The sequence below is a fragment of the Roseburia sp. OM02-15 genome, from assembly GCF_003481835.1.
Classification (GTDB): Bacteria; Bacillota; Clostridia; order Lachnospirales; family Lachnospiraceae; genus Eubacterium_I; species Eubacterium_I ramulus_A.
On sequence record NZ_QULX01000002.1, the window covers coordinates 83,335 to 106,584 of the forward strand.

Here is a 23,250-nt window from a genome sequence, read left to right on the forward strand (position 1 = left end):
CGAATGGTTCTGGTTGAAAAATTAGCTGAATGCAGGGAAAAGTATCATAATTATGCAAAATATCGCAAAAGTATGTAAAAAAGTTTGGAAAAACTATTGACATATCTGCGAAAAATGATTATAATTGTCAAGCAGTGCAGTAAAATATTACCCAATCAGTTGAATATGCACAATACGCAACTGGAGGGAGGTTAGGTGTGAGACTATGTCAAATGTAATCGTAAAAGAGAACGAGACTTTAGATAGCGCTTTACGCAGATTTAAGAGAAACTGTGCGAAAGCTGGTATCCAGCAGGAGATTCGTAAAAGAGAGCATTACGAGAAACCAAGCGTAAAACGTAAAAAGAAATCTGAAGCAGCTAGAAAACGTAAATACAACTAGTTCAAAGTTAATTGAAAGGACACTTCTGTGGAAGTGTCCTTTTATCGTGCTTTTTTAAAGTTTCTTTTGTGGTTGAGATTTAGGTAATGAAGAAAAAATCCTGAAAAAGTATCCCTGCAGGCTAAGACGCCTTGCAGGGATATTTTTTCAGGATTTTTTCGTTTAAGTTACAGTGTGAATCAACACGAAATGATTGGCTTAATATAAAAAAACAGGAAGTTAATGAAAATATTGAATTTAAATGTTAAGAGAATGTATAAGAACCAGAGATAGGAATAAAAGTGTAAGTTTTTTTTGTTCTAAGATGAACTGTAATACATATATTAGACTATGGCAATTAACAAAATGGATGGCATAAGGTATAAAGAAAACCTGGAATAAATTTTTGAAAAAATTGCCGAATGGAGTGATGCGATGGAGCAGATTTTGAGGTTATTTTCCATAAGAATCAGGGAGTGTTTTTTGCAGGCGAATATTTTTGAAATGTTTGCCGGAGAACTGGAGGAAATTCGGGTACGGGTGAATCAACCGATAGAACTGGTCACTGCAAGAGGAGCGTATTTTTTGAAGAATGATACGTTGGTAAGCTTTCCGGACAGGCAGTGCCTATCGGTAACTGCAGAAGATCTGCGGCAGATGAGTGCGCTGATGTCACAGTATTCGCTTTATGCTTACGAGGAGGAAGTTCGGCAGGGATTTTTGACAGTGGAAGGGGGACATCGAATCGGTGTGTGCGGTCAGGTGACGCAGAAAGCAGGGACAATCGGTAGGATTTATCCAATTTTATATTTGAACATCCGTATTGCCAGAGAGCGAAAAGGATGCGGAAAAACGGTGTACGAGCAGTTATGGAAGCATGGGGAACCGGAAAATACGCTTGTGCTATCTGCACCGGGAACTGGAAAAACAACGTTTTTACGGGATCTGATTCGACTGTTTTCAAATGGAGATGAAATACATCCCGGGAAACGGATTGGACTGGTGGATGAGCGTTCAGAGATTGCCGGATGTTTACACGGGATTCCACAAAATGATGTTGGAATAAGGACAGATGTATTGGATGGATGTCCGAAAGTGGAAGGAATGATGCTGTTGGTGCGTAGTATGGCACCAGAAATTTTGGCTGTGGATGAGATTGGTGGAGTGGAAGATTTTTTCGCCATGCAATATGCCCTGCGGTGTGGATGTCATTTGCTGGCAACGGTACATGCGGGAAGTCTGGAGGAACTGTTTCAAAAGCCCGGGTGGGACAAGTGTAGGGATGAGCGGATGTTTGGAAAATATGTGGTTATTTCGAAGGAAGATGGAAAGAGAAGGTATCAGGTGAAAACAGCAGGAAAAGAGGATGTATGTTTTTAAAATTGACGGGAAGTGTCTGTGTGTTGGTGGCTTGCGTCGGATTTGTCAGGGAGATACTTCGCACAGGAAATTTACATAGAAAAATGCTGGAATCGTTAATTGAAATGACTGAATTACTGGCAGCGGAGATCCGATATGAACGGCTTCCCATTCAGGATGCATTGTTGCAGGTGCAAAAGAAAGTGCGACCGGAGATTTCTATTGTGCTGCTACATATTGTAGAGCAGATGAAAAAGGGAAGTGGGACAGAATTTGTGACAATCTGGGAGCAGGCGTTTCGTGAAGCACAGAAAGATTTGTTTTTGAAATCAGAGGAGTTGGACGAGGTCTGTCGGATTGGAAAACATCTGGGATTTTTGGATCAGACGCAGCAGGAACAACATTTGAAGGGATGTGCAAAGCGGTTGCAGCGGATGCAGGAACAGGTGCAGAAAGAGTTGGAGGAGAAGAAACGTATTTACCGTTATCTTGGGATGGCAGCTGGAATCTTTGTGATATTGGTTCTGGTCTGACAAGATAGTATGTTGGAATAGTTACTATGTGATGAATGGTGAAGGAAAATTAGGTTGATTGAGAATTATAACAAGTTAATGCAGAAGAGAAGATACAAGGAAAAATTAGGTTACATACGGGAAAAGGGATTTTGCGGTGGATGAGGTTACAGGAGGACATGTATGGATGTCAATTTGTTGTTTAAAATAGCGGCGGTGGGGATTCTGGTTACGGTGATTGGACAGGTTTTAAAACACAGCGGCAGAGAGGAACACGCATTTCTGGTCAGTCTGACGGGATTGGTGATTGTATTGTTTTGGATTGTACCCTATATTTATGACCTGTTTGATAAGATTAAAAATTTATTTTCATTATAAAACAAGATTGAGAAGGAAGGGAGCATACGGTGGGAATCATTCAGATTTCGATGCTTGGTATTGGAGCGGTAGTTCTTGCATTGCTGTTGAAACAGCAGAAAAGTGAATATGCTCTGTATCTGAGTCTGGCCGCTGTTATTCTGATCCTGATTTTCAGTATGAACCGGCTGCAGGTGGTAATGGAAACGATTCAGAAGATAGAACAGTATACCGGGATTGATGCAGCGATGCTGAAAATTCTGGTGAAGCTGATGGGGATTACTTATGTGGCAGAGTTCGCTTCTGGTATTTGCAAAGATGCTGGATTTTCTGCAATTGGAAGTCAGATTGAAATGTTTGCGAAGTTCTCAATTATGGCGGTAAGCGTGCCAGTGTTACTGACACTGTTGGAAACAATTGAGGGACTGTTGGGAGCGTAAAAGTGTGGAAGAAAATGAAAGATTATTGAGGCATGATAGATTTTGGAAGGATTGAGATTAAGTGAGATGAAAAGTATTTGAAATAATATAGGCAATGTTGGGAGAAGATATAGAACGATAGATGGGCATGGATGGAATGAAAAATAAGTGTGCTGTGGGGATATATAAAATTGAAAAAAAGAATGTCGATGCGATAGATCAAAGAGAACGGCGAATGGAGAAAATGCGATTGCTTTTGATACACGTTGTACTGTTGAGTGTTTTGCTTGTTGGGGGAAGTATTGGGGCGAAACCGGTGCAGGCGGCGGAAGCAAATCCTGTGGACATAGAGAATGCCCAAATCATTCACAAAAATGATAGTTATCTTGCAAAAGTACCAAAGGTACAAATTGATAAGATTTCCTATAAAGCAGGAACTGATGATGTAGGAACATCGGACAGCGATAGCATGCAGCAGGATTTATTATCTGATTTACCTTTATCGGATATTCAGGATGTGTTGCAGGAGAATACCGGCACAGAAAATATATATTTCCGGGAACTTGTGAAAAGCCTGATGCTGGCAGATGCAAATACAGACAAGCAGGAACTGTTTCGTCAGATTTTACGCAGTGCATTTGGAGATGTGGAAGAAGGTAGACAGGTGTTTGTTCAGATTTTGCTTCTGACGGCGGCCTGTGCGTTTTTGCAGAATTTTATCAATGTATTTGAGAACAGTCAGATTTCAAAAACGGGATTTTATCTGTATTTTTTGCTGTTAATGGGATTGCTGCTGCGGTCGTATCTGCTGATTCATGGCATTTTGGAGGGCGTACTGGATCAGGTGATCAGTTTTATGGAAGCATTGCTTCCAGCATTTTGCATGACGATGGTGTTTTGCAGTCAGCAAGTGGCAGCGGTAGGGTTTTATCAGTTATCTCTGATTGTGATTTATTTGATCGAGCGTGTGCTGTTGTATGTGGTGATCCCGGCGATTCATGTGTATGTGGTGTTACAGATGTTGAACTGTATGACGGCGGGAAAGCTGATTTCACGAATGACGGCGTTATTGAAGCGGGGATTGATTTGGGTGATGCGTCTGTTGCTGGCGGGAGTGACCGGCATGAATGTGATCGAGCGGATGATCGCTCCGTCTGTGGACAATCTGAAAAAAATGTCTGTGACGCAGACCATCAGCATGATACCGGGACTGGGAAATACAGCGCAGGCAGTTGGAAATATTTTTTTTGGCTCCGCGGCAGTAATACGAAACGGAATCGGAACAGCGGCGATGATTGTGTTATTGTGTCTGGCGATTGGACCACTGCTAAAAATGCTGATATTTTCGGTGTTCTATAAGATGGCGGGCGCACTTGCGGAACCGTTTTCGGATAAACGGATCTGTGGATGTATTGACTGTGTGGGAGATGGCGCATTATTGCTGTTTCGCGCATTGGGAACAGGAATTTTATTGTGCATGATTACGATAGCGGTGGTGGTGACGGCGACGGTATGACAGAGTTATTGGAATGGGTAAAACGAATGATCTTTCTGGGGATTTTCCTGACAATTTTGCTGCAGGTGCTTCCTAACGGAACGTATCGGAAATATGTGCGCTTTTTTGCGGGAATGGTGTTTGTACTTACTATTGTGAGTCCGCTTTTTTCGATTTTGGGGCAGAAAAACTGGGAGCAGACATTAGAGCGGGAACTTTTACAGGAGGATGTGTTACAGAGCGGTCAGCTTGATTTCTCTTATATGGAACGGCAGCAGCAGGCTTATTATGAGGTACAAACGAAGGATGCGGTGGCGCAGATGATAGAAAAACTGGGGGAGATGAATGGCTGTCCGGTGCAGCAGGTTGAGGTAAATTTGTCAGAGGATGACGGTTCGATTCTTCAGGTAAAAGTGTGGACGGCGGTTACTAGTGAACAGAGCAGGCAGCGTATGCAGGAGGAGACGGCGCAGGCGTGTGGCATATTTGCGGATCAGGTGGAGGTGTATGAGGCATAATGGATCTGAAAGAGTTCCTGCGGGAGAAAAAATGGAAAAAGATGAAAAAGGATCAGTGGCTGATCTTATTTCTGGCAGGGGTGCTGCTTTTGGTTGTTGCCATGCCCACTGGAAAGAGCAGTTCGAAAACTGTAAAGCAGCAAAATGCACAAACAGAAATTGTGCAGACAAATGGAACCGGATCGGGGGAATCCGATTATGAGAAAACACTGGAAACACGTCTGGCGCAGATTTTAGAGGGGATGGAAGGTGTCGGAAATGTGCAGGTGATGATCACGTTTCAGGATCAGGGAGAGTCTGTGGTGGAAAAGGATGTGACAATGCGGCAGGATGCTGGCACGGGGAGTTCCGGGCAGAATTCTTCTGGTGGAACAACGGGAAGCGCAGGAACATCAGGGGTGGAAAAATCCGGCAGTCGGGAAAGTAGTGAATCGACTGTTTTTTCACAATCAGACGGGGATGAAACACCATTTGTAAATAAAGAAATATTGCCGAAGATTGATGGAGTTTTGATCGTGGCAGAGGGAGGTGCGGATGCAAGCGTCAGAAAAAATATTTCTGAGGCGGTGGAGGCATTATTTGGACTGGATGCACATAAAATAAAGATAGTTAAAATGAAAACGAAGGGAGATTCCAATTGAAAAAGATATTTCGGAAAAATCAGATTATTATTACCGCACTGGCTCTGATGATCGCTGTGGCAGGCTACATCAGCTATACGAAGACAAACGTGGCGGAAAATGAAGCGATTCAGACCGCAGGTGACAATGTGGACAATACATATGATATTTCTGAGGGTGATCAGATTGGAGAGATTTTTACGGATACGGAGGATAATACCCAGGCTGCCAGTGCGGCAGATGCACAGTCAGAAGATGGATCAGATCAGGCGAATCAGAGCACGCAAAACGATACGGATCAGGGGAATCCCGAAGATGTGCAGAACCCAGGGGAAACAGTACAGACTTCCGCAGACGCACAGGGACTGGCGTTTGCAGCAGATGTGAAACTGGATCGGGAGCAGGTGCGTTCCAAAAATAAAGAAACATTACTGGAGATTATCAATAATACTTCCATTGCAGAGGCACAGAAACAGGATGCTATTGATTCTATGATTCAAATGACGGATGTGGCAGAACGGGAAAATGCGGCAGAAATTTTGCTGGAAGCAAAGGGATTTTCGGACGTAGTAGTCAGCATTACGGATAATGAAGCGGATGTGGTGTTGAATATGGGAGATGTCACGGATGCGAAACGGGCGCAGGTGGAAGACATTGTAAAAAGAAAAACCGGAATCTCAGCGGAAAATATCGTGATCACGCCATTGAGCCAGTGATATAAAAAATTGCTTTAATGAGAGTGATTGATGAACAGAAAATAGGAGAATGTGCTATACTGTAGACAAATGGATATTCGAAGAAAAACAGATTTTTTCGGGTAACAGGATAAAAAACGCAGACAAGGAGGAACAGCAGATGAAACGTGTATTTTTAATTGTTCTGGACAGTTTTGGTATTGGTGAGATGCCGGATGCGGCAAAGTATGGCGATGAAGGCAGCAACACCCTTGGAACCGTGGCAAAGAGCCCGGAATTTTCCATGCCGAATATGGAAAAACTGGGATTATTCAATATTGATGGTGTGACGGCGAAAACACCGTATGCAGCACCGGAAGGTGTATTTGCAAGGATGACAGAGCAATCAGCAGGTAAGGATACGACTACCGGACATTGGGAGATTGCCGGATTGATTTCCAAAAAGCCGATGCCGACTTTCCCGAATGGATTTCCACAGGAAATGCTGGATGAATTTTCAAAGGCTGTTGGACGCAAAGTGCTGTGCAACAAACCGTATTCCGGCACACAGGTCATTCAGGATTATGGCGATGAGCATAGGAAAACAGGTGCGCTGATCGTTTATACATCCGCTGATTCTGTGTTCCAGATTGCAGCGCATGAAGATGTAGTTCCGGTGGAAGAACTGTACCGTGACTGCGAGATCGCGCGTCAGATGCTGCAGGGAGATCTGGGAGTAGGCAGAGTCATTGCACGGCCGTTTATCGGTACTTCCGGAAACTATACAAGAACGTCCAGACGGCATGATTTTTCACTGGAACCGCCGCAGGATACGATGCTGGATGTTTTAAAAGAGGCAGAGTATGATGTGATCGGTGTTGGCAAGATTAATGATATTTTTGCCGGAAAAGGCATTACAGAGTTTGTGCGGACGCAGGATAATGCAGATGGCATTGAAAAGACATTAGAGTATATGGAACGCGATTTTAACGGATTATGCTTTGTAAATCTGGTGGATTTTGATATGCTCTATGGACATCGAAATGATGTGTCTGGTTATGCAAAGGCGCTGACCTATTTTGACCAGCAGCTTCCGAAAATTTTGTCTGCCATGGAGCCGGAGGATGTGCTGATGATCACAGCGGATCACGGCTGCGATCCGGGAACACCTTCCACTGACCATTCCAGAGAGTACACTCCATTTATAATGTATGGAAAAAATCTGCCACATGGTAAAAATATGGGAACCCGAGGCAGTTTTTCTGATATCGGAGCAACCGTGCTGGATTATTTTGGACTGTCATGGAATATTGCGGGAGAAAGTATGTTGTAAAAGCCATTCGGTTGGCTCTTGACAGATGTTTTTCCCTTTATTACAATAGATAAGATTGAGTATCGATTAGAAATAATGCATTTAAAAATCTTGCTATGAAAGATAAGATAAACACAAGTTGGAGGGCTAAATTTGGCTGATTTACACAAAGAAATAGAAAAAAGAAGGACATTCGCGATTATTTCCCATCCGGATGCCGGAAAGACAACACTGACAGAGAAATTTCTGTTATACGGAGGTGCGATCAACCTTGCAGGTTCCGTAAAGGGAAAAGCAACCGCGCGCCATGCAGTTTCCGACTGGATGGAAATTGAGAAACAGAGAGGTATTTCCGTTACATCATCTGTACTGCAGTTTGAGTATGACGGATTTTGCATCAACATTCTGGATACACCGGGACATCAGGACTTCTCCGAGGATACTTACCGTACCCTGATGGCAGCAGATTCGGCGGTTATGGTTATTGATGGTTCCAAAGGTGTAGAGGCTCAGACACGTAAGCTGTTTAAAGTATGCGTGATGCGCCATATCCCGATTTTTACATTTATTAATAAGATGGATAGAGATTCCAACGATCCCTTTGATTTGTTAGATGAGATAGAGAAAGAGCTTGGAATTGCAACCTGCCCGATCAACTGGCCGATCGGTTCCGGTAAAAATTTCAAAGGTGTCTATGATCGAAATACAAAGAAAGTTATGACATTCTCTGATACATTAAAAGGAACCAAAGAGGGCGAGGAAAAAGAGTTTGATCTGGATTCTGAGGAATTGCTGGCAGAAATCGGGGAAGACTATAAAGAACAGTTAGAGGAAGAAATCGAGCTGTTAGATGGCGCCAGCGCTGAGTTTGACATGGATCTGGTATCCAAAGGACAGCTGTCACCGGTATTTTTCGGATCTGCGCTGACCAACTTTGGTGTGGAGACATTTTTGCAGCATTTCCTGCAGATGACCACTTCACCATTGCCGAGAATGTCAAACAAAGGCGAGATAGATCCGTTTTCCGAAGATTTCAGTGCGTTTGTATTTAAAATTCAGGCAAATATGAACAAAGCGCACCGTGACAGAATCGCATTCATGCGTATCTGTTCCGGACAGTTTAAGGCAGGCATGGAAGTATTCCATGTGCAGGGCAACAAGCAGTTGAAACTTTCCCAGCCGCAGCAGCTGATGGCGCAGGAGCGTAAAATCGTAGAGGAAGCGTATGCCGGAGATATTATCGGAGTGTTCGATCCGGGTATTTTCTCTATCGGAGATACACTGACCACTGCAAAAGATAAATTCGCTTTTGAGGGAATCCCGACTTTCGCGCCGGAGCATTTCGCAAGAGTGCGTCAGTTAGATACCATGAAACGTAAACAGTTCGTCAAAGGTATTTCCCAGATCGCGCAGGAAGGTGCGATTCAGATTTTCCAGGAGTACAATACCGGTATGGAGGAGATCATCGTCGGCGTTGTCGGTGTCCTGCAGTTTGATGTATTGAAGTTCCGTCTGGAAAATGAATATAATGTAGAGATTCGTCTGGAGAATCTGCCGTATGAGCACATTCGCTGGATTGAAAATAAGGATATTGACCTGGATCACTTAAGTGGTACTTCTGATATGAAGAAGATCAAAGATCTGAAGGGCAATCCATTATTACTCTTTGTAAATGCATGGAGTGTTGGCATGACACTGGATCGAAACGAAGGTCTGGTTCTGTCTGAGTTTGGTACTAATTAATTTGCTTTCGGAAATGCATAGATAAAATGTTGTGAACCGGAAGTGGTTTTGCAGTAATGATATGCTTTTTGTATATGGAAATACTGCTTTGTTTACGGAGGAAAATAAAATGGAAATTCTGGAAGTTACAGTTGAAAATTTTGACGAGAAAGTATTAAACAGTGAGAAACCGGTAATGCTTGATTTCTGGGCAACCTGGTGTGGACCATGCCAGATGCAGGCTCCGATCTTCCACACATTTGCTGAGAAAAATGCAGATACTGCAGTATTTGGCAAAGTAAACGTGGACGAGCAGATGGAACTTGCGCGTGAGTTTGAGGTAGCAAGCATCCCGACCATCCTTGTGATCAAAAACGGTGAGGTTGCTTACCGCGCGGTTGGATTACAGACTGAGGATGAACTGCAGAAAGCACTTGCATAGGAAAAATACATTGAAAAAAATTGCTGTCCGGTGTTATGCCGGACAGTTTTTCGTTATACATAATATAAAAAACAGAGATAGTAAAAGGCCGATTTTTTCTAAGTGACAGGAACCCGGCAGAATGTTATAATCGGGATTGACTTTTGAAGGTATTTATAATATGATAGGAACAGACGCGAACAAATGTTCACTTTTGAATAAAAATAGACAGGAAATGAATGCGAGCAATGTTCATGAGCAGATGTAAGTATGAGTGTGATGGATGATCAGTCAGGAACGATTATTTGCAGCTGATGACAAATTTTTGGAAGAAATGTAACAGGAACGCAGGCTGTTCAGATAAGGAGAGAAACGAAAGTATGGCAAAAAATGATAAAATGGAAGTTCAGAAAGAAGCAAAATTAAAAGCGCTGGACGAAGCAATCGCGCATATTGAGAAGCAGTATGGTAAAGGATCTGTTATGAAACTGGGAGATCCGAGCGTACATATGAATGTGGAGACTGTTCCGACCGGATGCTTAAGCCTTGATATCGCGCTGGGACTTGGCGGTGTGCCAAGAGGACGTATCATTGAGGTGTACGGACCGGAATCCAGTGGTAAGACTACCGTAGCGTTACATATGGTAGCTGAGGTACAGAAACGCGGAGGTATCGCAGGATTTATTGATGCAGAGCATGCCCTTGATCCGGCTTATGCGAAGAATATCGGTGTAGACATTGATAATCTTTATATTTCCCAGCCGGATAACGGTGAGCAGGCTCTTGAGATCACAGAGACTATGGTTCGTTCTGGTGCAGTGGATATCGTGATCGTGGACTCTGTTGCGGCATTGGTTCCAAAGGCAGAAATCGAGGGTGATATGGGTGATTCACACGTAGGTCTGCAGGCACGTCTGATGTCACAGGCTCTGCGTAAACTGACGGCTGTAATCAGCAAATCAAACTGTATCGTTATTTTTATCAACCAGTTGCGTGAGAAGGTTGGTGTTATGTTCGGAAATCCAGAGGTAACAACCGGTGGACGTGCGTTGAAATTCTATTCATCCATCCGTCTGGATGTACGTCGCGTAGAGGCTTTAAAACAGGCTGGTGAGATTCTTGGAAACCATACACGTATCAAAGTTGTTAAGAATAAGATTGCTCCGCCATTCAAAGAGGCTGAGTTTGATATCGTATTCGGACAGGGAATCTCCAGAGAGGGCGATATCCTTGATCTGGCGGCAAATACAGACGTGGTCAATAAATCAGGTGCATGGTATGCATACAACGGCGAGAAAATCGGCCAGGGACGTGAGAACGCCAAGAAATTCCTGAAAGAGAATCCGGAGATCTGCCAGGAAATCGAAGCAAAAGTACGTGCGTACTATCATCTGGATGGTGAAGGCGAAGAAACGGCAGAAGGAGCCGGTGCAGATGCTTCTGTGGAAGCTGCTGCACAGACTGACGCAGAATAATGCAGATACAGGAGATTATCAGAGGGAAAAAAGGAAAGCTTACCATTCGACTGGAGGGAGGGCTTTCCTTTCCCATTTATGAAAAAGAAGCGGCAAAATATCGCATGACAGAGGGAGGCACGCTGTCTGACCAGGAATGGAATGAAATCTGTACGGAGATTTTGGAAAAACGTGCAAAGCGCCGAGCTCTGTATATTTTGCAGAGAATGGAACGGACGGAGTATCAACTGCGTCAGAAGTTGCAGGAGAACGGTTATCCGGAGGAAATCGTGCAGTGTGCCATTGATTATGTGAAGTCTTTCCATTATGTAGATGATTATCGTTATGCCTGTACATACATCCGATATCATCAGACGGAGAAGAGCCGGCTGCAGTTAAAAATGAAGCTGTATGAGCGCGGTGTCGCGTCAGATCTGATCGAACAGGCGCTGGAAGACGAATATTCCGGCGAGGAAGAACAGCTGATCGACCGTTTGCTGGAAAAGAAGCATTATGATGCGGAAACGATGGATCAGAAAGAAAAACAGCGGATTTATCAGTATCTGATGCGCAGAGGTTTTCGGCCTGAGACTATCCGGCATCGAATGGGGATCTGATCGAATGAGGGAAGTTTGCGGATTTTGTTACTTTATAATGGACAAAGTCGGAAATTTACGTATATCGGTGTATATAAGTGCTTTTGGGTGAATTATTTACCTGAAATGAAAAGGATTTTTGTGTCGAAACGGTTATGGATTGTATACAGTTTAGTGCCCTGGTTAGTATTATTTGCTTGACAGAAAGCACAAAAAAGTATAAAATTTAATAGTTGTAATTTATGACATAATACCAGATATAAATTGTTATATGTACAATGAAAATTAAATAAGGAGGTGCTCCTGTGGCGCAGATTATCATTGCGGTGGTAATTACTGCTGTAGTTGCAATCTTGCTTACTTACGTAGCATCTAATGCACATTTCAAGAAAGTCTCTGATGAGAAAATCGGAAGTGCAGAGGATCGTGCGAGAGCAATTATTGATGAAGCTGTGAAATCTGCTGAGACGAAGAAACGTGAGGCTTTACTTGAAGTCAAGGAAGAGTCCATCAAGACAAAGAACGAACTTGACAAAGAGATTAAAGACCGCAGATCTGAGATTCAGCGTAATGAGCGTCGTGTAGAACAGAAAGAGGCTAATCTGGATAAAAAACTGGAAGCTATCGAGCGACGTGAGCAGAGCTTTGCGGTAAAAGAAGAAGAGATTAAGCGACAGAAAGCAGAAGTTGCCAAGCTGAATGAAGAACGCATACAGGAACTGGAGCGAATTTCAGGACTCACCTCTGAACAGGCAAAAGAATATCTCCTGAAAACAGTTGAAGAAGATGTGAAACTGGATACTGCAAAGTTGATCAAGGAAATGGAGCATCAGGCAAAGGAAGAGGCTGGAAAGAAAGCAAAAGAATACGTAGTAAATGCGATTCAGAAATGCGCAGCCGATCATGTTGCCGAAACTACAATTTCTGTTGTGCAGCTTCCAAATGATGAGATGAAAGGACGTATCATTGGTCGTGAGGGACGTAACATCCGTACTCTTGAGACTATGACAGGTGTAGATCTGATCATCGATGATACACCGGAAGCAGTTATCCTGTCCGGTTTCGATCCAATCCGTCGTGAGGTGGCACGTATCGCTCTTGAGAAGCTGATCGTAGATGGACGTATCCATCCGGCCAGAATCGAAGAGATGGTAGAGAAAGCACAGAAAGAAGTAGAGAGTATGATCCGTGAGGAAGGTGAGGCCGCTACACTTGAAGTAGGTGTACATGGCATTCATCCGGAACTGGTACGTCTCCTTGGACGTATGAAATTCCGTACCAGCTATGGTCAGAATGCATTAAAACATTCCATCGAAGTAGCACAGTTAAGTGGACTGCTTGCTGCAGAGATCGGTGTGGATGTCAGAGTTGCCAGACGTGCAGGTCTTCTGCATGATATCGGTAAATCTGTTGACCACGAGATGGAAGGTTCTCACATCCAGTTGGGCGTTGAGCTTTGTAGAAAGTTCAAAGAGTCCCCTACCGTTATCAATGCAGTAGAAGCTCATCATGGCGATGTTGAGCCGGAGAGCTTGATCGCATGTCTGGTACAGGCTGCAGATACGATTTCCGCAGCAAGACCGGGTGCACGTAGAGAGACACTGGAAACATATTCAAACAGATTAAAGAAACTGGAAGATATCACAAACAGTTTCAAGGGAGTAGACAAATCTTTTGCAGTTCAGGCGGGCAGAGAAGTTCGTATTATGGTTGTACCTGAGCAGATCAGTGATGCAGATATGGTACTTCTGGCTAGAGACGTTTCAAAACAGATTGAAGCTGAATTGGAATATCCGGGTCAGATTAAGGTAAATGTTATTCGTGAAAGCCGAGTAACAGATTACGCAAAATAAGTATCATAGACCATAATCAGACAGTTCGTATGATGAAAATGAGTTTAAAGACCTGTAAGTCTTCGAAAGAAGATTTGCAGGTCTTTTTTGCGCGCAAAATAAGATGTTTTTGGCGGTTATCTCAGTCGAGAAGACTCCCACTTCTGCAAGTGGTGAGTAATAACAAGTCTTTCTCAGTGGGAGTACAATCTCCGACTGAGATGAATTAAAAAAGCATGAATCAGTTAATCTGATTGTATAGAAGATGCGGCTGATTATGTACTATTATTGTTGGTGAAGTAAATAGAAAAAGTATTTCCGTTTTTGGTAATTGAGTAAAAAATAATAGATTTGAATAAAAAAGAAGATCTCACGTAATTGCTAGAATCCTGTCTGGGTGAGCAGGAATACAAGCATCGTGAGATCTTCTTTTTGGTATGAAATATTAAGGTGTATGAGTCAAAAATAGATAACTTACATCAGATATATAACAAATTTATATTAGCAGTGGAATTTGATCACAAATCTAATATAGCATCTGGCAGTTTATTAACGTGCCAGTCCCGCTGCATCCAACTGTTTGCGGATCTGTGGTGCAATCAGCAGTGCAAGGATCATTTTAATAAAATCACCCGGCAGGAACGGAATAACACCTGCCATAAGTGCTGCCTGGAATCCCATATGTGCCTGAACAGCAAGCCAAGCGGTTCCAAGTGCATAGCATACAGCAGTTCCAAGGATCATGCCAAGGAAGCAGAGAGCTTTTTTGTTACGAAAATGATCGATAAAGAAGCCTGCGATCAGTGCCAGCGGGATAAATCCGATCAGGTAACCACCGGTTGGTCCAAAGAGTTTGCCAGGACCGCTGGTAAAGCTGGAAAATACCGGGATTCCAACCAGACCGATCAGAAGATAGATCAGGTAGCTGATGGTTCCTTTTTTCGTTCCCAGAATGAACAGTGAAAAATAAATGACAAGGTTGGTAAGTGAAATCGGCACCGGACCAATTGGAATAGAAAGTGGTGCCAGTACACAAGTTACTGCGGTCATGACTGCAATCATAGCAATCTGTTGAATCGTAAATTTTGAGTTTGTTTTCGCTGCTGTGTTGTTCATAAATCATTCTCCATTTCTTATATCTGAAATCCCATATCGGTAAGCATTTCCTGATCCTGCTTCGTGTTATTTCCGACAGTGGTAAGCATGTCACCGGTGATGGTGGCGTTGACACCTGCTTCAAACAACCGGCGTCCACCGTCTTTGAAGTAACTGCGTCCTGCTGCCATTCGGATATATGCATCCGGATTCAGGTAGCGGAACATTGCAACCGCACGGATAATGTCATCTTCGGTCAGTGGTGGAAGCTCAGCAAACGGAGTTCCCGGAACCGGAATCAATGCATTGATCGGGATGGATACAATGCCAAGCTCTGATAAAGATACTGCCATATCCAAACGGTCAGCAAATGTTTCACCCATGCCGATAATGCCGCCGGAACAGACTGCCAGTCCTGCTGCCTGTGCCAGTTTGATCTCATGGATTTTATCGTCGTAAGTATGTGTGGTACAAATATTTGGAAAATTGCGTCTGGATGTTTCGATGTTTGTATGATACATGGTGACACCTGCATCTCTCAGACAGAAAAATGCTTCCGGTGACAGCAATCCATGGGAAGCACACAGACGAAGTTTACTGTTTTTACGTAATTCTTCATAGGTGTGGATCAGTTTTTCCAGATCTTCGCCTTCCACAGTTCTTCCGGCAGTAACGATGGAGTATGCATGTACGCCGGCAGCTTCTCTTGCGCGGCAGTCCGCGAGGACGACATCGGTGTCTAACATGCCATAAGTCTCACAGGAAGTGTGGTGAAAGGATGACTGCGCACAGAATTTGCAGTTTTCCGAACATTTTCCGGCACGACCGTTGATGATGGTACACAGATCTACGGCGTTTCCACATAATGCCTGTCGGATTTCATTTGCGCCGGCTGCCAGTTCTTCCAGATCTGCAGTTTCAAAAAAAGACAGATCGTCATCGCGGGTCAGGCGGCGTCCGTTTATAATTTCTTTGGTAAGTTCAGTGATATTCATAATCAATTCTCCATTCTTGCATATAGAATCGTGTTCAGAATGTCATTTCAAATGAAATTTGCAGGGCGATGTGAGAATAAAATCATTTTCGGAATCATATGATCCGTCAGCATTGCCAGTGTTTTCCTTTGAAATATATGATTCTGTTGCTTAGTATAATCAGAATAAAGTTAATTGTCAACCTATAAAATAATTTCAGGTTAACATTAGAAAAGATAATAGCAAGAAATGTTAACAAACAGTATTGCGATATTCATTTGGTGTCATGCCTTCCTGTTTCTTAAAAGCAGTACAAAATCCGCTCTCATCAGAAAAACCGGAACGAATTGCAATTTCTTTCACCGACATCTGACTTGTTTTCAGTAAAAATTTTGCATTTGCCATGCGGGTAGTAATGAGATATTTGTGTGGAGTCATGCCTGTTTCTCTGGCAAATACCCGGGAAAAATAGTATGGACTCAATGCTGCAATATCCGCTAATTCCTGAAGGGTAATGGATTTATAAAAATATTTGTTAATGTGCGAGATGGCATCTGATATATCGGTTTGAGTTTTGCGGGTTGCATGCTGTGTCGTTTCAGCAGTTAACAAATCCGTCAGGATATTTGTGATCGTGCCGGAAATTTGATCTTCTGCAATTGGTGCACGGCTGCGGAAAGTATCGTAGATATTATAGAGGAATCTGTAAATGGCATCCGGGTGCGCTGGATAGAGCAGAGATCCTTTTTCGGGCACAATTGTTTCGTAAAAATTGCGCGCTATCGGACCGTCAAAGTGCAGCCAGAGAGCTTCAAAACCGGAATCTGTACCGTAGACATGTGGCGCATAGCAATCCAGAAGGATAAGCTGACCTGCCGTGGCCTGCATTGTCTGATCATCCACCGTTACAAAACAGGTTCCCTTTAAAATATACATCAGCAGAAAGCTATCGTAAGAATCCCGCGCCAGTCGGTAGCCACTTTCGTAACGGAATGATCCGGTACAGATTGGATAGAAAAACAGTTTTTTTGCCAGGGTGCTTGGGGTGTATACGTAGTAATCGGAATTTGGCAGAACGTGCGTTTCGTAAGATATCATAGGGACCTCCCGAGTATTGAAATTTAGAAAATTGTAAAACGCTTTGCAAAAAATATTGTTGCAAATGGTTTTGTTTTGCTTGAATTTGTTTGTAGGGTGTAGCAATTCTAAAAACAATATATAAGTATCTGCTGATAAGAATTGCATATTAACAATCTCATGTGTTCAATTTACAATTTTAGTAATTACTGTAAGTATACGTGTTTTATCAGCTTCTGTCAAAAGCAATTTTTTACAATGGAACAGCAATTAAATCGAATGAAAACGGGAACTGTATGGAATATAATGAGAGCAAGAAATTGATAATGATTAGATGAATATTAGAAATGCACTTTTAAAATTTGCTTACAACAAAAAGCTGAGAATTATGGGACAGATAATCAAAAAGGGCAAAAAAGTGAGCTTACACAGAAACGATAACAGGAGAAGTAATCAGAAAGGATGGGAAAATATGGAAACAGCAAAATATGCAAAAATCTGGGAAGAAGATGTAGTGATTCCAACTTATGAGATCGGTGCACCGGACAAAAATCCGATGTTTCTGGAAAAACGAGTATATCAGGGAAGTTCAGGAAAAGTATATCCGTATCCGACCACAGAAAAAATCAGTCATGAAAAGAAAGACAAGATCTGGCATGCAGTATATCTGGAAAATGAATATCTGAAGGTTATGATCTTGCCGGAACTTGGTGGACGAATCCAGCGCGCATACGACAAAACGAATGATTATGATTTTGTATATTATAACCATGTGATCAAACCGGCGCTGGTGGGACTTGCCGGTCCGTGGATTTCCGGTGGTATCGAATTTAACTGGCCGCAGCATCACCGTCCAACGACATACATGCCGGTGGATCATCTGGCAGAAACCCATGAGGATGGCAGTGTGACACTGCTGGTGGGAGATGTGGATCAGATGTACGGCACAAAAGTAATGACTTCCTTTACCTTGTATCCGGGAAAAGCTTATATCGAAATCCGGGGACAGCTTTACAACCGGACACCGCTTCCGCAGACATTTTTGTGGTGGGCAAATCCAGCGGTTTCCGTCAATGAATATACGCAGTCGATTTTTCCACCAGATGTACATACCGTGTACGATCATGGAAAACGCGCAGTTTCAAGATTTCCGATTGCAAAAGGAGAATATTATAAACACGATTACAGCGAAGGGGTTGACATTTCCAGATACAAAAATATTCCGGTTCCGACCTCTTACATGGCGGAAACGTCAAAATATGATTTTGTGGGCGGTTACGATTATAAAAAAGAAGCCGGACTGCTCCATGTAGCAGATCATCATTTTTCACCGGGCAAAAAGCAGTGGACCTGGGGATGTGGCGAGTTCGGAAAAGCCTGGGATCGCAATCTGACGGATGAAGATGGTCCGTACATCGAACTGATGACTGGTGTATACACAGAAAATCAGCCGGATTTCAGTTGGTTGAAACCGTTTGAGGAAAAAGTATTTACCCAGTATTTTATGCCGTATAAAAAAGTGGGAGGGGTAAAAAATGCTTCGATTTATGCGGCTTTGAATCTGGAACTGACTTCACAAGGCGCAAAAATCGTCGTATACGCAACAGAAGAATATGCGGATGCGGAAATCGTGCTGGAGCAGAATGGGACAGAAGTATTCCGAGGACAGACAAAACTGTCTCCTGTGGAAACTTACGAAGAAATTATTCCGGTGTCAGCAAAAAAAGTACAGGAACTGAAAGTGTCAGTTTATGGACACGGCAGACTGCTGGTGGCATACGAGCCGGAAGAGGAAACGATTCCGAAGCTTGGTGAGCCGGCGGAGGCAGCAAAGAAGCCGGAAGAAATTTTGACAAATGAAGAACTGCTTTTGACGGCACAGCATATTGAGCAGCATCGGCATGCAACTTGGCGACCGGATCCATATTATCTGGAAGGCTTGAAACGGGATCCGGGAGACATTCGAATCAATCAGGCCTACGGTATGCTTCTGATGCGGCGGGGACAGTTTGCGGAAGCGGAAAAACATTTTCGTGCGGCAATTAAACGTTTAACCTGGCGGAGTCCGAATCCATATGACAGTGAGCCTTACTATAATCTGGGACTTGTGCTGTTTTATCAGGGCAGAAAAGAAGAAGCGTATGATGCTTTTTATAAGGCGGCATGGACAAATGCACAGCAGGAAATGTCCTATTATTATCTGGCTTGTATTGCGTGTGGGGATGATGAATATGAGCATGCATTGGAACTTGTGGAGCTCAGTCTGGTAAAAAACAGTCACAATGTCAAGGCAAGAGGATTGAAAGCTGTATTACTGCGTAAATTAAATCGTGTGGAAGCAGCAGAAAAGTGGAGAGCAGAGAATCTGGAATTAGATGCTTTTGATTATGTGACACTGTTTGAAAATGTTTTAGCAGAAAAAGATGCAGATGAATTTCAGGAGCGAAGCAGAGGTTTTTATGAGACATATTTGCAGACAGCAAGAGATTATGCAGAATACGGTTGTCTGGAGGAGGCAATTTGCATATTGAAATGTTGCGCTGTGCAGCAGCCGATGATTTATTACTATCAGGCATATTATCAGCAGAATTTAGGTGCATTTGTTAAAGAAAATATGACTATCAATAGAGAAAATGATGGAGTAGCAATGGAATTGTGCCAGAAAGCCAATGCAGAAAACAGCAAAGATATAATAAATACATTATATGAAAGAGCAGAACAGTGTGCACCAGATTACTGTTTCCCGAATAAATTGGAGGACATTGCAGTATTAGAGCAGGCAATCGTTGCAAATCCAAAAGGAGCAAAAGCCTACTATTATTTAGGTAACTTGTATTATGATAAATTGCAGTATGATCGTGCAATCACACTTTGGGAGCAGTCCATCATGTTGGATGCATCTTATCCAACTGTACATCGAAATCTGGCAATTGCATATTATAACAAACGTCAGAATGCCGAGGCAGCCCGCAAGGAATTGGAGCAGGCTTTTGCGCTGGACGAAACAGACAGCCGTGTATTTTTGGAGCTGGATCAGTTATATAAGAAACTTGGTGTGCCGTTTGAAGAACGTTTAAAACAGTATGAAGCGCGGGAAGCACTGATCAGAGAGCGGGATGATGCGATGCTGGAGTGGGTGACACTTTACAACCTGAACGGGGAACCACAGAAAGCCTATGATCTGATTATGAGTCATTCCTTCCGTCCATGGGAAGGTGCAGAAGGTCGGATTTCTGGTCAGTATAAGATTGCACTGACGGCACTGGCAAGAGAAGCAATGCAGCAGAATGATTATGAACGTGCGGAGCAGTTACTGAATCAGGCATTGCAATATCCGGAAAATCTGGGTGAAGGACGTTTGGAAGGAACCAAGGATAATGACATTTATTATGAACTTGGTGTGGTACAGGAACATCTGAATCGACAGGATGAGGCGCAGAAGTATTTTGAACTGGCACAGATTGGTGACAATGAACCGGCGGGTGCAATGTATTATTATGATCAGCCGGCAGATATGATTCTGTATCAGGCACTGGCAAGTAAAAAGTTAAACCAGATGAAGCAGTATCATACCTGCCTGAACAAATTACAGGACTACGGGGAACGGCATCTGTACGATCAGGTGGAAGATGACTTTTTCGCGGTATCACTTCCGGATTTCTTGATTTTTGAAGATGACCTGACGGTGAAAAACAAGGCACATTGCTATTATCTGATAGGCTTATCAAACCTTGGTGCAGGAGCATATGAAGCAGCCAAAGAGGATTTTGACCGGTGCATTGCACTGGATTATAATCACCAGAAAAGCAGATGGTATCGGGGCATGTGTAAGGAAATAAATGAAAAAGATTCATAAAAAACCGGACATATAATAGCAATCATCGACTTCAACTGCAACAGCGTAGAGAAAAATGAAAACGGCTGGTGGTACATCCGAGGAGGAAAAGTAGACTTTAGCTTTACCGGAATCGGAAGCAACAGAAATGGCAGATGGTATATCCGAGGAGGAAAAGTAGACTTTTCACGTAACGGCAATGTGAGAATTGGCGGCAGAACCTATCGTGTTGTCAATGGTAAGGTTATGTAAGGAACGGTAATACAGAATTGTCACTTCCAGAAATATAGAAATAAAAATCGTTGGATATTTTAAAAAGAATATCCAGCGATTTTTTTATGAGAAATTCTGTTTATTTTTTACATCAAAATCCGTATAATAGAGGAAGATGCTTGGACAGGTTATTGGAGGGGAAGCAACAGATAATTTCCCATAGTATACGGCGTAAGGAAGAAGGTAAAAAACATGATACACAATAAAATCGAGATCAAAACCCCGGGCATGGATGCTACGGGATATTTATACACCTATTTTCTGGACAGCTCCATTGAGATGCGTCCGGATGAGAAAAGACCGGTTATTCTGATGTGTCCGGGAGGCGGATATGAAATGACTTCTGATCGTGAGGCAGAACCGGTGGCAATGCGTTTTCTTGCCATGGGATATCACGTAGCCATTTTGCGCTACAGTGTCAGTCCGGTGCGCTATCCGGCAGCATTGCTGCAGGTGGCAGGAAGTGTATTGTATCTGAAAAAACATGCGGAAGAGTGCCACATCGATCCGGAGAAAATTGTCGTGCAGGGATGTTCTGCCGGTGGTCATCTGGCAGCAGATTACGGTGTCTCCTGGCATCAGAAATGGCTTGCAGACGCAATGGCAACGACATCCGAACAGCTTAAAATTGCCGGATTACTGTTATGCTACCCTGTTATTACATCTGGAGAAAAGGCACATGAAGGTTCTTTCCGTAATCTGCTGGGTGATGCCTGTGAGGAAAAGAAAGCGGAATTGTCTCTGGAAAATCAGGTGACAGAGCAGACACCACCAACGTTTTTATGGCATACGGCGACAGATGATACCGTTCCGGTGGAAAATTCACTGTATTTCTTTCAGGCCTGTCTGGAGCATGGCGTGTCAGCAGAATTGCATATTTACCCGGTAGGAGGACATGGGCTGTCTCTGGCAAATGAGGAAACCTGTCGTGCCAACGGTATCGGTGTGCAGAAAGAATGTCAGAGCTGGATTAATCTGGCACAGATTTGGTTAGAACATATATTTGAAAACTAAAAGAGATTGTTAAAAACTCAGAAAAACGTCTGTGATGTGGTAACTTTGAAAAAATTTAAAACAGGAAGTGAACAGTTGGAAGTAACAGAGCGTTTGTTTAGGTTTTGGAAAAGAAATACTCATAAAAAATTAAGTTGAGATATTATTGGAAGCATGTTAGAATCTTCTAGGCATAAAAATTAAGTAGTTAATAAAAACTAGGAAGGAATTTTAATATGTTAACAATGATTGAAGTATTAAAAGCAATATTGTTTGGTGTAGTGGAAGGTATCACAGAATGGCTTCCAATCAGTAGTACCGGCCATATGATCTTGCTTGACAAATTCGTAAAATTAAAAGTGAGTCCGGAATTTCTGGATCTGTTTCTGGTAGTGATCCAGCTGGGCGCAATTCTTGCGGTAGTAGTTATTTACTGGAACAAGTTGATTCCGTTATCAACCAACCATGGCTTACATATCAGCCGTAGAAAATGTAAGATGTGGGTAAAAATCATCGTTGCATCCATTCCGGCAGGTGTGGTTGGAATCCTTTGGGATGACGTATTTACCAAATATTTTTACAATTACCAGACCGTAGCAATCATGTTGATTTTAGTAGGTGTTGTATTTATTCTTGTAGAGAGTGCGAACAAAAACAAAGTCGCAAGAGTAGATTCTATCGATGATATTTCCTATGGTCAGGCATTTATGATCGGTGTGTTCCAGATGATTGCTGCAATCTTTCCGGGAACATCCCGTTCCGGTTCTACTATCGTTGGTTCTTTGATGCTTGGTATTTCCAGAACAGCGGCAGCAGAATTTACATTCTTTCTTGCGGTACCGGCAATGTTTGGCGGAAGCGCGATCAAGATTTTGAAATACGACGGTGGATTTAATTCCTCAGAAGTTGCATTACTTGCAATCGGTATGATCGTAGCATTCGTACTTTCCATTATCGCGATCAAGTTCCTGATGTCTTACATCAAAAAACATGATTTCAAAGCGTTTGGCTGGTACCGAATCGTACTTGGCGTTGCAGTTATTGGATATTTCCTTGCAACCAGATAAGTATCGTTCAATTTATACAAAGTAGCCATATCTAATACATGCAGTATTTTATATTGTAAAAATGGCAAAAATTTTTGAACATATTTATCTCAGTCGAGAAGACTCCCACTTCTGCAAGTGGTGAGTAATAACAAGTCTTTCTCAGTGGGAGTACAATCTCCGACTGAGATAAACGCTCCGCGGGGATGTGCAGTGATTCTGAGAAGAATATGTCAGCTTTCGCTGACCAGAATCACGCACCAAGTCTCACGTGCGTTCGACTTGAATTTATGTAAGAGTATTGT

General features: G+C 42.8%; 22 protein-coding genes. 19 read left to right on the forward strand and 3 right to left on the reverse strand.

Annotation, left to right across the window (positions count from 1 at the left end; all coding sequences use genetic code 11):
• Positions 1 to 205 precede the first annotated feature (205 nt).
• From rpsU to rny, 15 genes are all read left to right on the forward strand, one after another.
• Entirely contained in the window at positions 206 to 382 is a 177-nt protein-coding gene (rpsU, locus tag DXB15_RS02565; RefSeq protein ID WP_021737899.1) for a 30S ribosomal protein S21, read from the forward strand.
• Between the two features lie 414 nt (positions 383 to 796).
• The gene (gene spoIIIAA / locus DXB15_RS02570; protein ID WP_118701935.1) at positions 797 to 1,741 is read left to right on the forward strand and encodes a stage III sporulation protein AA; all 945 of its coding nucleotides are present in this window, start codon (positions 797 to 799) and stop codon (positions 1,739 to 1,741) included.
• Complete coding sequence (locus DXB15_RS02575) at positions 1,732 to 2,253, forward strand: stage III sporulation protein AB (protein WP_109215555.1); 522 nt, start codon at positions 1,732 to 1,734, stop codon at positions 2,251 to 2,253. The genes spoIIIAA and DXB15_RS02575 overlap by 10 nt, the downstream gene beginning before the upstream one ends.
• A 162-nt stretch (positions 2,254 to 2,415) precedes the next feature.
• Positions 2,416 to 2,610 carry a stage III sporulation protein AC gene (gene spoIIIAC / locus DXB15_RS02580; RefSeq protein WP_109215554.1) on the forward strand — a complete coding sequence of 65 codons (195 nt, stop codon included), beginning with the start codon at positions 2,416 to 2,418 and terminating at the stop codon, positions 2,608 to 2,610.
• 29 nt (positions 2,611 to 2,639) lie between these two features.
• On the forward strand, positions 2,640 to 3,029 hold the full coding sequence (locus DXB15_RS02585; RefSeq protein ID WP_109215553.1) for a SpoIIIAC/SpoIIIAD family protein: 390 nt from the start codon (positions 2,640 to 2,642) through the stop codon (positions 3,027 to 3,029).
• A 214-nt stretch (positions 3,030 to 3,243) separates the two neighbouring features.
• Positions 3,244 to 4,524, forward strand: coding sequence for a stage III sporulation protein AE (locus tag DXB15_RS02590; RefSeq protein WP_158582178.1), 1,281 nt, complete (start codon positions 3,244 to 3,246; stop codon positions 4,522 to 4,524).
• Positions 4,482 to 5,021, forward strand: coding sequence for a stage III sporulation protein AF (locus DXB15_RS02595; RefSeq protein ID WP_147404751.1), 540 nt, complete (start codon positions 4,482 to 4,484; stop codon positions 5,019 to 5,021). Before DXB15_RS02590 ends, DXB15_RS02595 begins: the two co-directional genes overlap by 43 nt.
• Positions 5,021 to 5,662 carry a stage III sporulation protein AG gene (locus tag DXB15_RS02600; protein ID WP_118701937.1) on the forward strand — a complete coding sequence of 214 codons (642 nt, stop codon included), beginning with the start codon at positions 5,021 to 5,023 and terminating at the stop codon, positions 5,660 to 5,662. Before DXB15_RS02595 ends, DXB15_RS02600 begins: the two co-directional genes overlap by 1 nt.
• Positions 5,659 to 6,357, forward strand: a complete 699-nt coding sequence (locus DXB15_RS02605) for a SpoIIIAH-like family protein (protein ID WP_109215549.1) — start codon at positions 5,659 to 5,661, stop codon at positions 6,355 to 6,357. Before DXB15_RS02600 ends, DXB15_RS02605 begins: the two co-directional genes overlap by 4 nt.
• A gap of 139 nt (positions 6,358 to 6,496) precedes the next feature.
• Positions 6,497 to 7,648: a phosphopentomutase gene (locus DXB15_RS02610; protein ID WP_109215559.1), complete on the forward strand. Its 1,152-nt coding sequence runs from the start codon at positions 6,497 to 6,499 to the stop codon at positions 7,646 to 7,648.
• Positions 7,649 to 7,780: 132 nt separating this feature from the next.
• The gene (locus tag DXB15_RS02615; protein ID WP_109215548.1) at positions 7,781 to 9,370 is read left to right on the forward strand and encodes a peptide chain release factor 3; all 1,590 of its coding nucleotides are present in this window, start codon (positions 7,781 to 7,783) and stop codon (positions 9,368 to 9,370) included.
• 109 nt (positions 9,371 to 9,479) lie between these two features.
• Positions 9,480 to 9,791, forward strand: a complete 312-nt coding sequence (trxA, locus tag DXB15_RS02620; protein WP_109215558.1) for a thioredoxin — start codon at positions 9,480 to 9,482, stop codon at positions 9,789 to 9,791.
• Positions 9,792 to 10,150: 359 nt separating this feature from the next.
• Entirely contained in the window at positions 10,151 to 11,245 is a 1,095-nt protein-coding gene (gene recA, locus DXB15_RS02625; RefSeq protein WP_330427447.1) for a recombinase RecA, read from the forward strand.
• The gene (locus DXB15_RS02630; RefSeq protein ID WP_109215547.1) at positions 11,245 to 11,841 is read left to right on the forward strand and encodes a regulatory protein RecX; all 597 of its coding nucleotides are present in this window, start codon (positions 11,245 to 11,247) and stop codon (positions 11,839 to 11,841) included. Before recA ends, DXB15_RS02630 begins: the two co-directional genes overlap by 1 nt.
• A gap of 284 nt (positions 11,842 to 12,125) precedes the next feature.
• Positions 12,126 to 13,673 (forward strand): ribonuclease Y, encoded by a 1,548-nt coding sequence (rny, locus tag DXB15_RS02635; RefSeq protein WP_109215546.1) that lies wholly within the window; start codon positions 12,126 to 12,128, stop codon positions 13,671 to 13,673.
• Positions 13,674 to 14,201: 528 nt separating this feature from the next.
• Here rny and DXB15_RS02640 read toward each other — a convergent pair.
• The 3 genes from DXB15_RS02640 to DXB15_RS02650 all read right to left on the reverse strand — a co-directional run bounded on the left by DXB15_RS02640 (position 14,202) and on the right by DXB15_RS02650 (position 16,819).
• Positions 14,202 to 14,768 (reverse strand): biotin transporter BioY, encoded by a 567-nt coding sequence (locus DXB15_RS02640; RefSeq protein WP_118701938.1) that lies wholly within the window; start codon positions 14,766 to 14,768, stop codon positions 14,202 to 14,204.
• Between the two features lie 17 nt (positions 14,769 to 14,785).
• Positions 14,786 to 15,742, reverse strand: coding sequence for a biotin synthase BioB (gene bioB, locus DXB15_RS02645; RefSeq protein WP_118701939.1), 957 nt, complete (start codon positions 15,740 to 15,742; stop codon positions 14,786 to 14,788).
• 231 nt (positions 15,743 to 15,973) lie between these two features.
• Positions 15,974 to 16,819, reverse strand: coding sequence for a helix-turn-helix transcriptional regulator (locus tag DXB15_RS02650; protein ID WP_158582179.1), 846 nt, complete (start codon positions 16,817 to 16,819; stop codon positions 15,974 to 15,976).
• Between the two features lie 451 nt (positions 16,820 to 17,270).
• Here DXB15_RS02650 and DXB15_RS02655 point away from each other — a divergent pair, with 451 nt between their 5' ends.
• From DXB15_RS02655 to DXB15_RS02665, 4 genes are all read left to right on the forward strand, one after another.
• Positions 17,271 to 20,654, forward strand: coding sequence for a DUF5107 domain-containing protein (locus DXB15_RS02655; protein WP_118702036.1), 3,384 nt, complete (start codon positions 17,271 to 17,273; stop codon positions 20,652 to 20,654).
• A 24-nt stretch (positions 20,655 to 20,678) separates the two neighbouring features.
• Positions 20,679 to 20,885 (forward strand): hypothetical protein, encoded by a 207-nt coding sequence (locus DXB15_RS17830; RefSeq protein WP_431733518.1) that lies wholly within the window; start codon positions 20,679 to 20,681, stop codon positions 20,883 to 20,885.
• 213 nt (positions 20,886 to 21,098) lie between these two features.
• On the forward strand, positions 21,099 to 21,920 hold the full coding sequence (locus DXB15_RS02660) for an alpha/beta hydrolase (RefSeq protein ID WP_118701941.1): 822 nt from the start codon (positions 21,099 to 21,101) through the stop codon (positions 21,918 to 21,920).
• A gap of 224 nt (positions 21,921 to 22,144) precedes the next feature.
• Positions 22,145 to 22,966 carry an undecaprenyl-diphosphate phosphatase gene (locus tag DXB15_RS02665; protein WP_118702037.1) on the forward strand — a complete coding sequence of 274 codons (822 nt, stop codon included), beginning with the start codon at positions 22,145 to 22,147 and terminating at the stop codon, positions 22,964 to 22,966.
• Positions 22,967 to 23,250: the final 284 nt, after the last annotated feature.

Bases quoted from the DNA above. Each gene is read 5' to 3' on its own strand.
- spoIIIAC (WP_109215554.1), top strand. From the start codon at position 2,416: ATGGATGTCAATTTGTTGTTTAAAATAGCGGCGGTGGGGATTCTGGTT.
- DXB15_RS02640 (WP_118701938.1), bottom strand. From the start codon at position 14,768: ATGAACAACACAGCAGCGAAAACAAACTCAAAATTTACGATTCAACAG.
- DXB15_RS02655 (WP_118702036.1), top strand. From the start codon at position 17,271: ATGGAAACAGCAAAATATGCAAAAATCTGGGAAGAAGATGTAGTGATT.
- DXB15_RS02650 (WP_158582179.1), bottom strand. From the start codon at position 16,819: ATGATATCTTACGAAACGCACGTTCTGCCAAATTCCGATTACTACGTA.
- DXB15_RS02610 (WP_109215559.1), top strand. From the start codon at position 6,497: ATGAAACGTGTATTTTTAATTGTTCTGGACAGTTTTGGTATTGGTGAG.
- recA (WP_330427447.1), top strand. From the start codon at position 10,151: ATGGCAAAAAATGATAAAATGGAAGTTCAGAAAGAAGCAAAATTAAAA.
- bioB (WP_118701939.1), bottom strand. From the start codon at position 15,742: ATGAATATCACTGAACTTACCAAAGAAATTATAAACGGACGCCGCCTG.
- DXB15_RS02630 (WP_109215547.1), top strand. From the start codon at position 11,245: ATGCAGATACAGGAGATTATCAGAGGGAAAAAAGGAAAGCTTACCATT.
- DXB15_RS02665 (WP_118702037.1), top strand. From the start codon at position 22,145: ATGATTGAAGTATTAAAAGCAATATTGTTTGGTGTAGTGGAAGGTATC.
- DXB15_RS02575 (WP_109215555.1), top strand. From the start codon at position 1,732: ATGTTTTTAAAATTGACGGGAAGTGTCTGTGTGTTGGTGGCTTGCGTC.
- DXB15_RS02600 (WP_118701937.1), top strand. From the start codon at position 5,021: ATGGATCTGAAAGAGTTCCTGCGGGAGAAAAAATGGAAAAAGATGAAA.
- DXB15_RS02660 (WP_118701941.1), top strand. From the start codon at position 21,099: ATGATACACAATAAAATCGAGATCAAAACCCCGGGCATGGATGCTACG.
- trxA (WP_109215558.1), top strand. From the start codon at position 9,480: ATGGAAATTCTGGAAGTTACAGTTGAAAATTTTGACGAGAAAGTATTA.
- rpsU (WP_021737899.1), top strand. From the start codon at position 206: ATGTCAAATGTAATCGTAAAAGAGAACGAGACTTTAGATAGCGCTTTA.
- spoIIIAA (WP_118701935.1), top strand. From the start codon at position 797: ATGGAGCAGATTTTGAGGTTATTTTCCATAAGAATCAGGGAGTGTTTT.
- DXB15_RS02590 (WP_158582178.1), top strand. From the start codon at position 3,244: ATGGAGAAAATGCGATTGCTTTTGATACACGTTGTACTGTTGAGTGTT.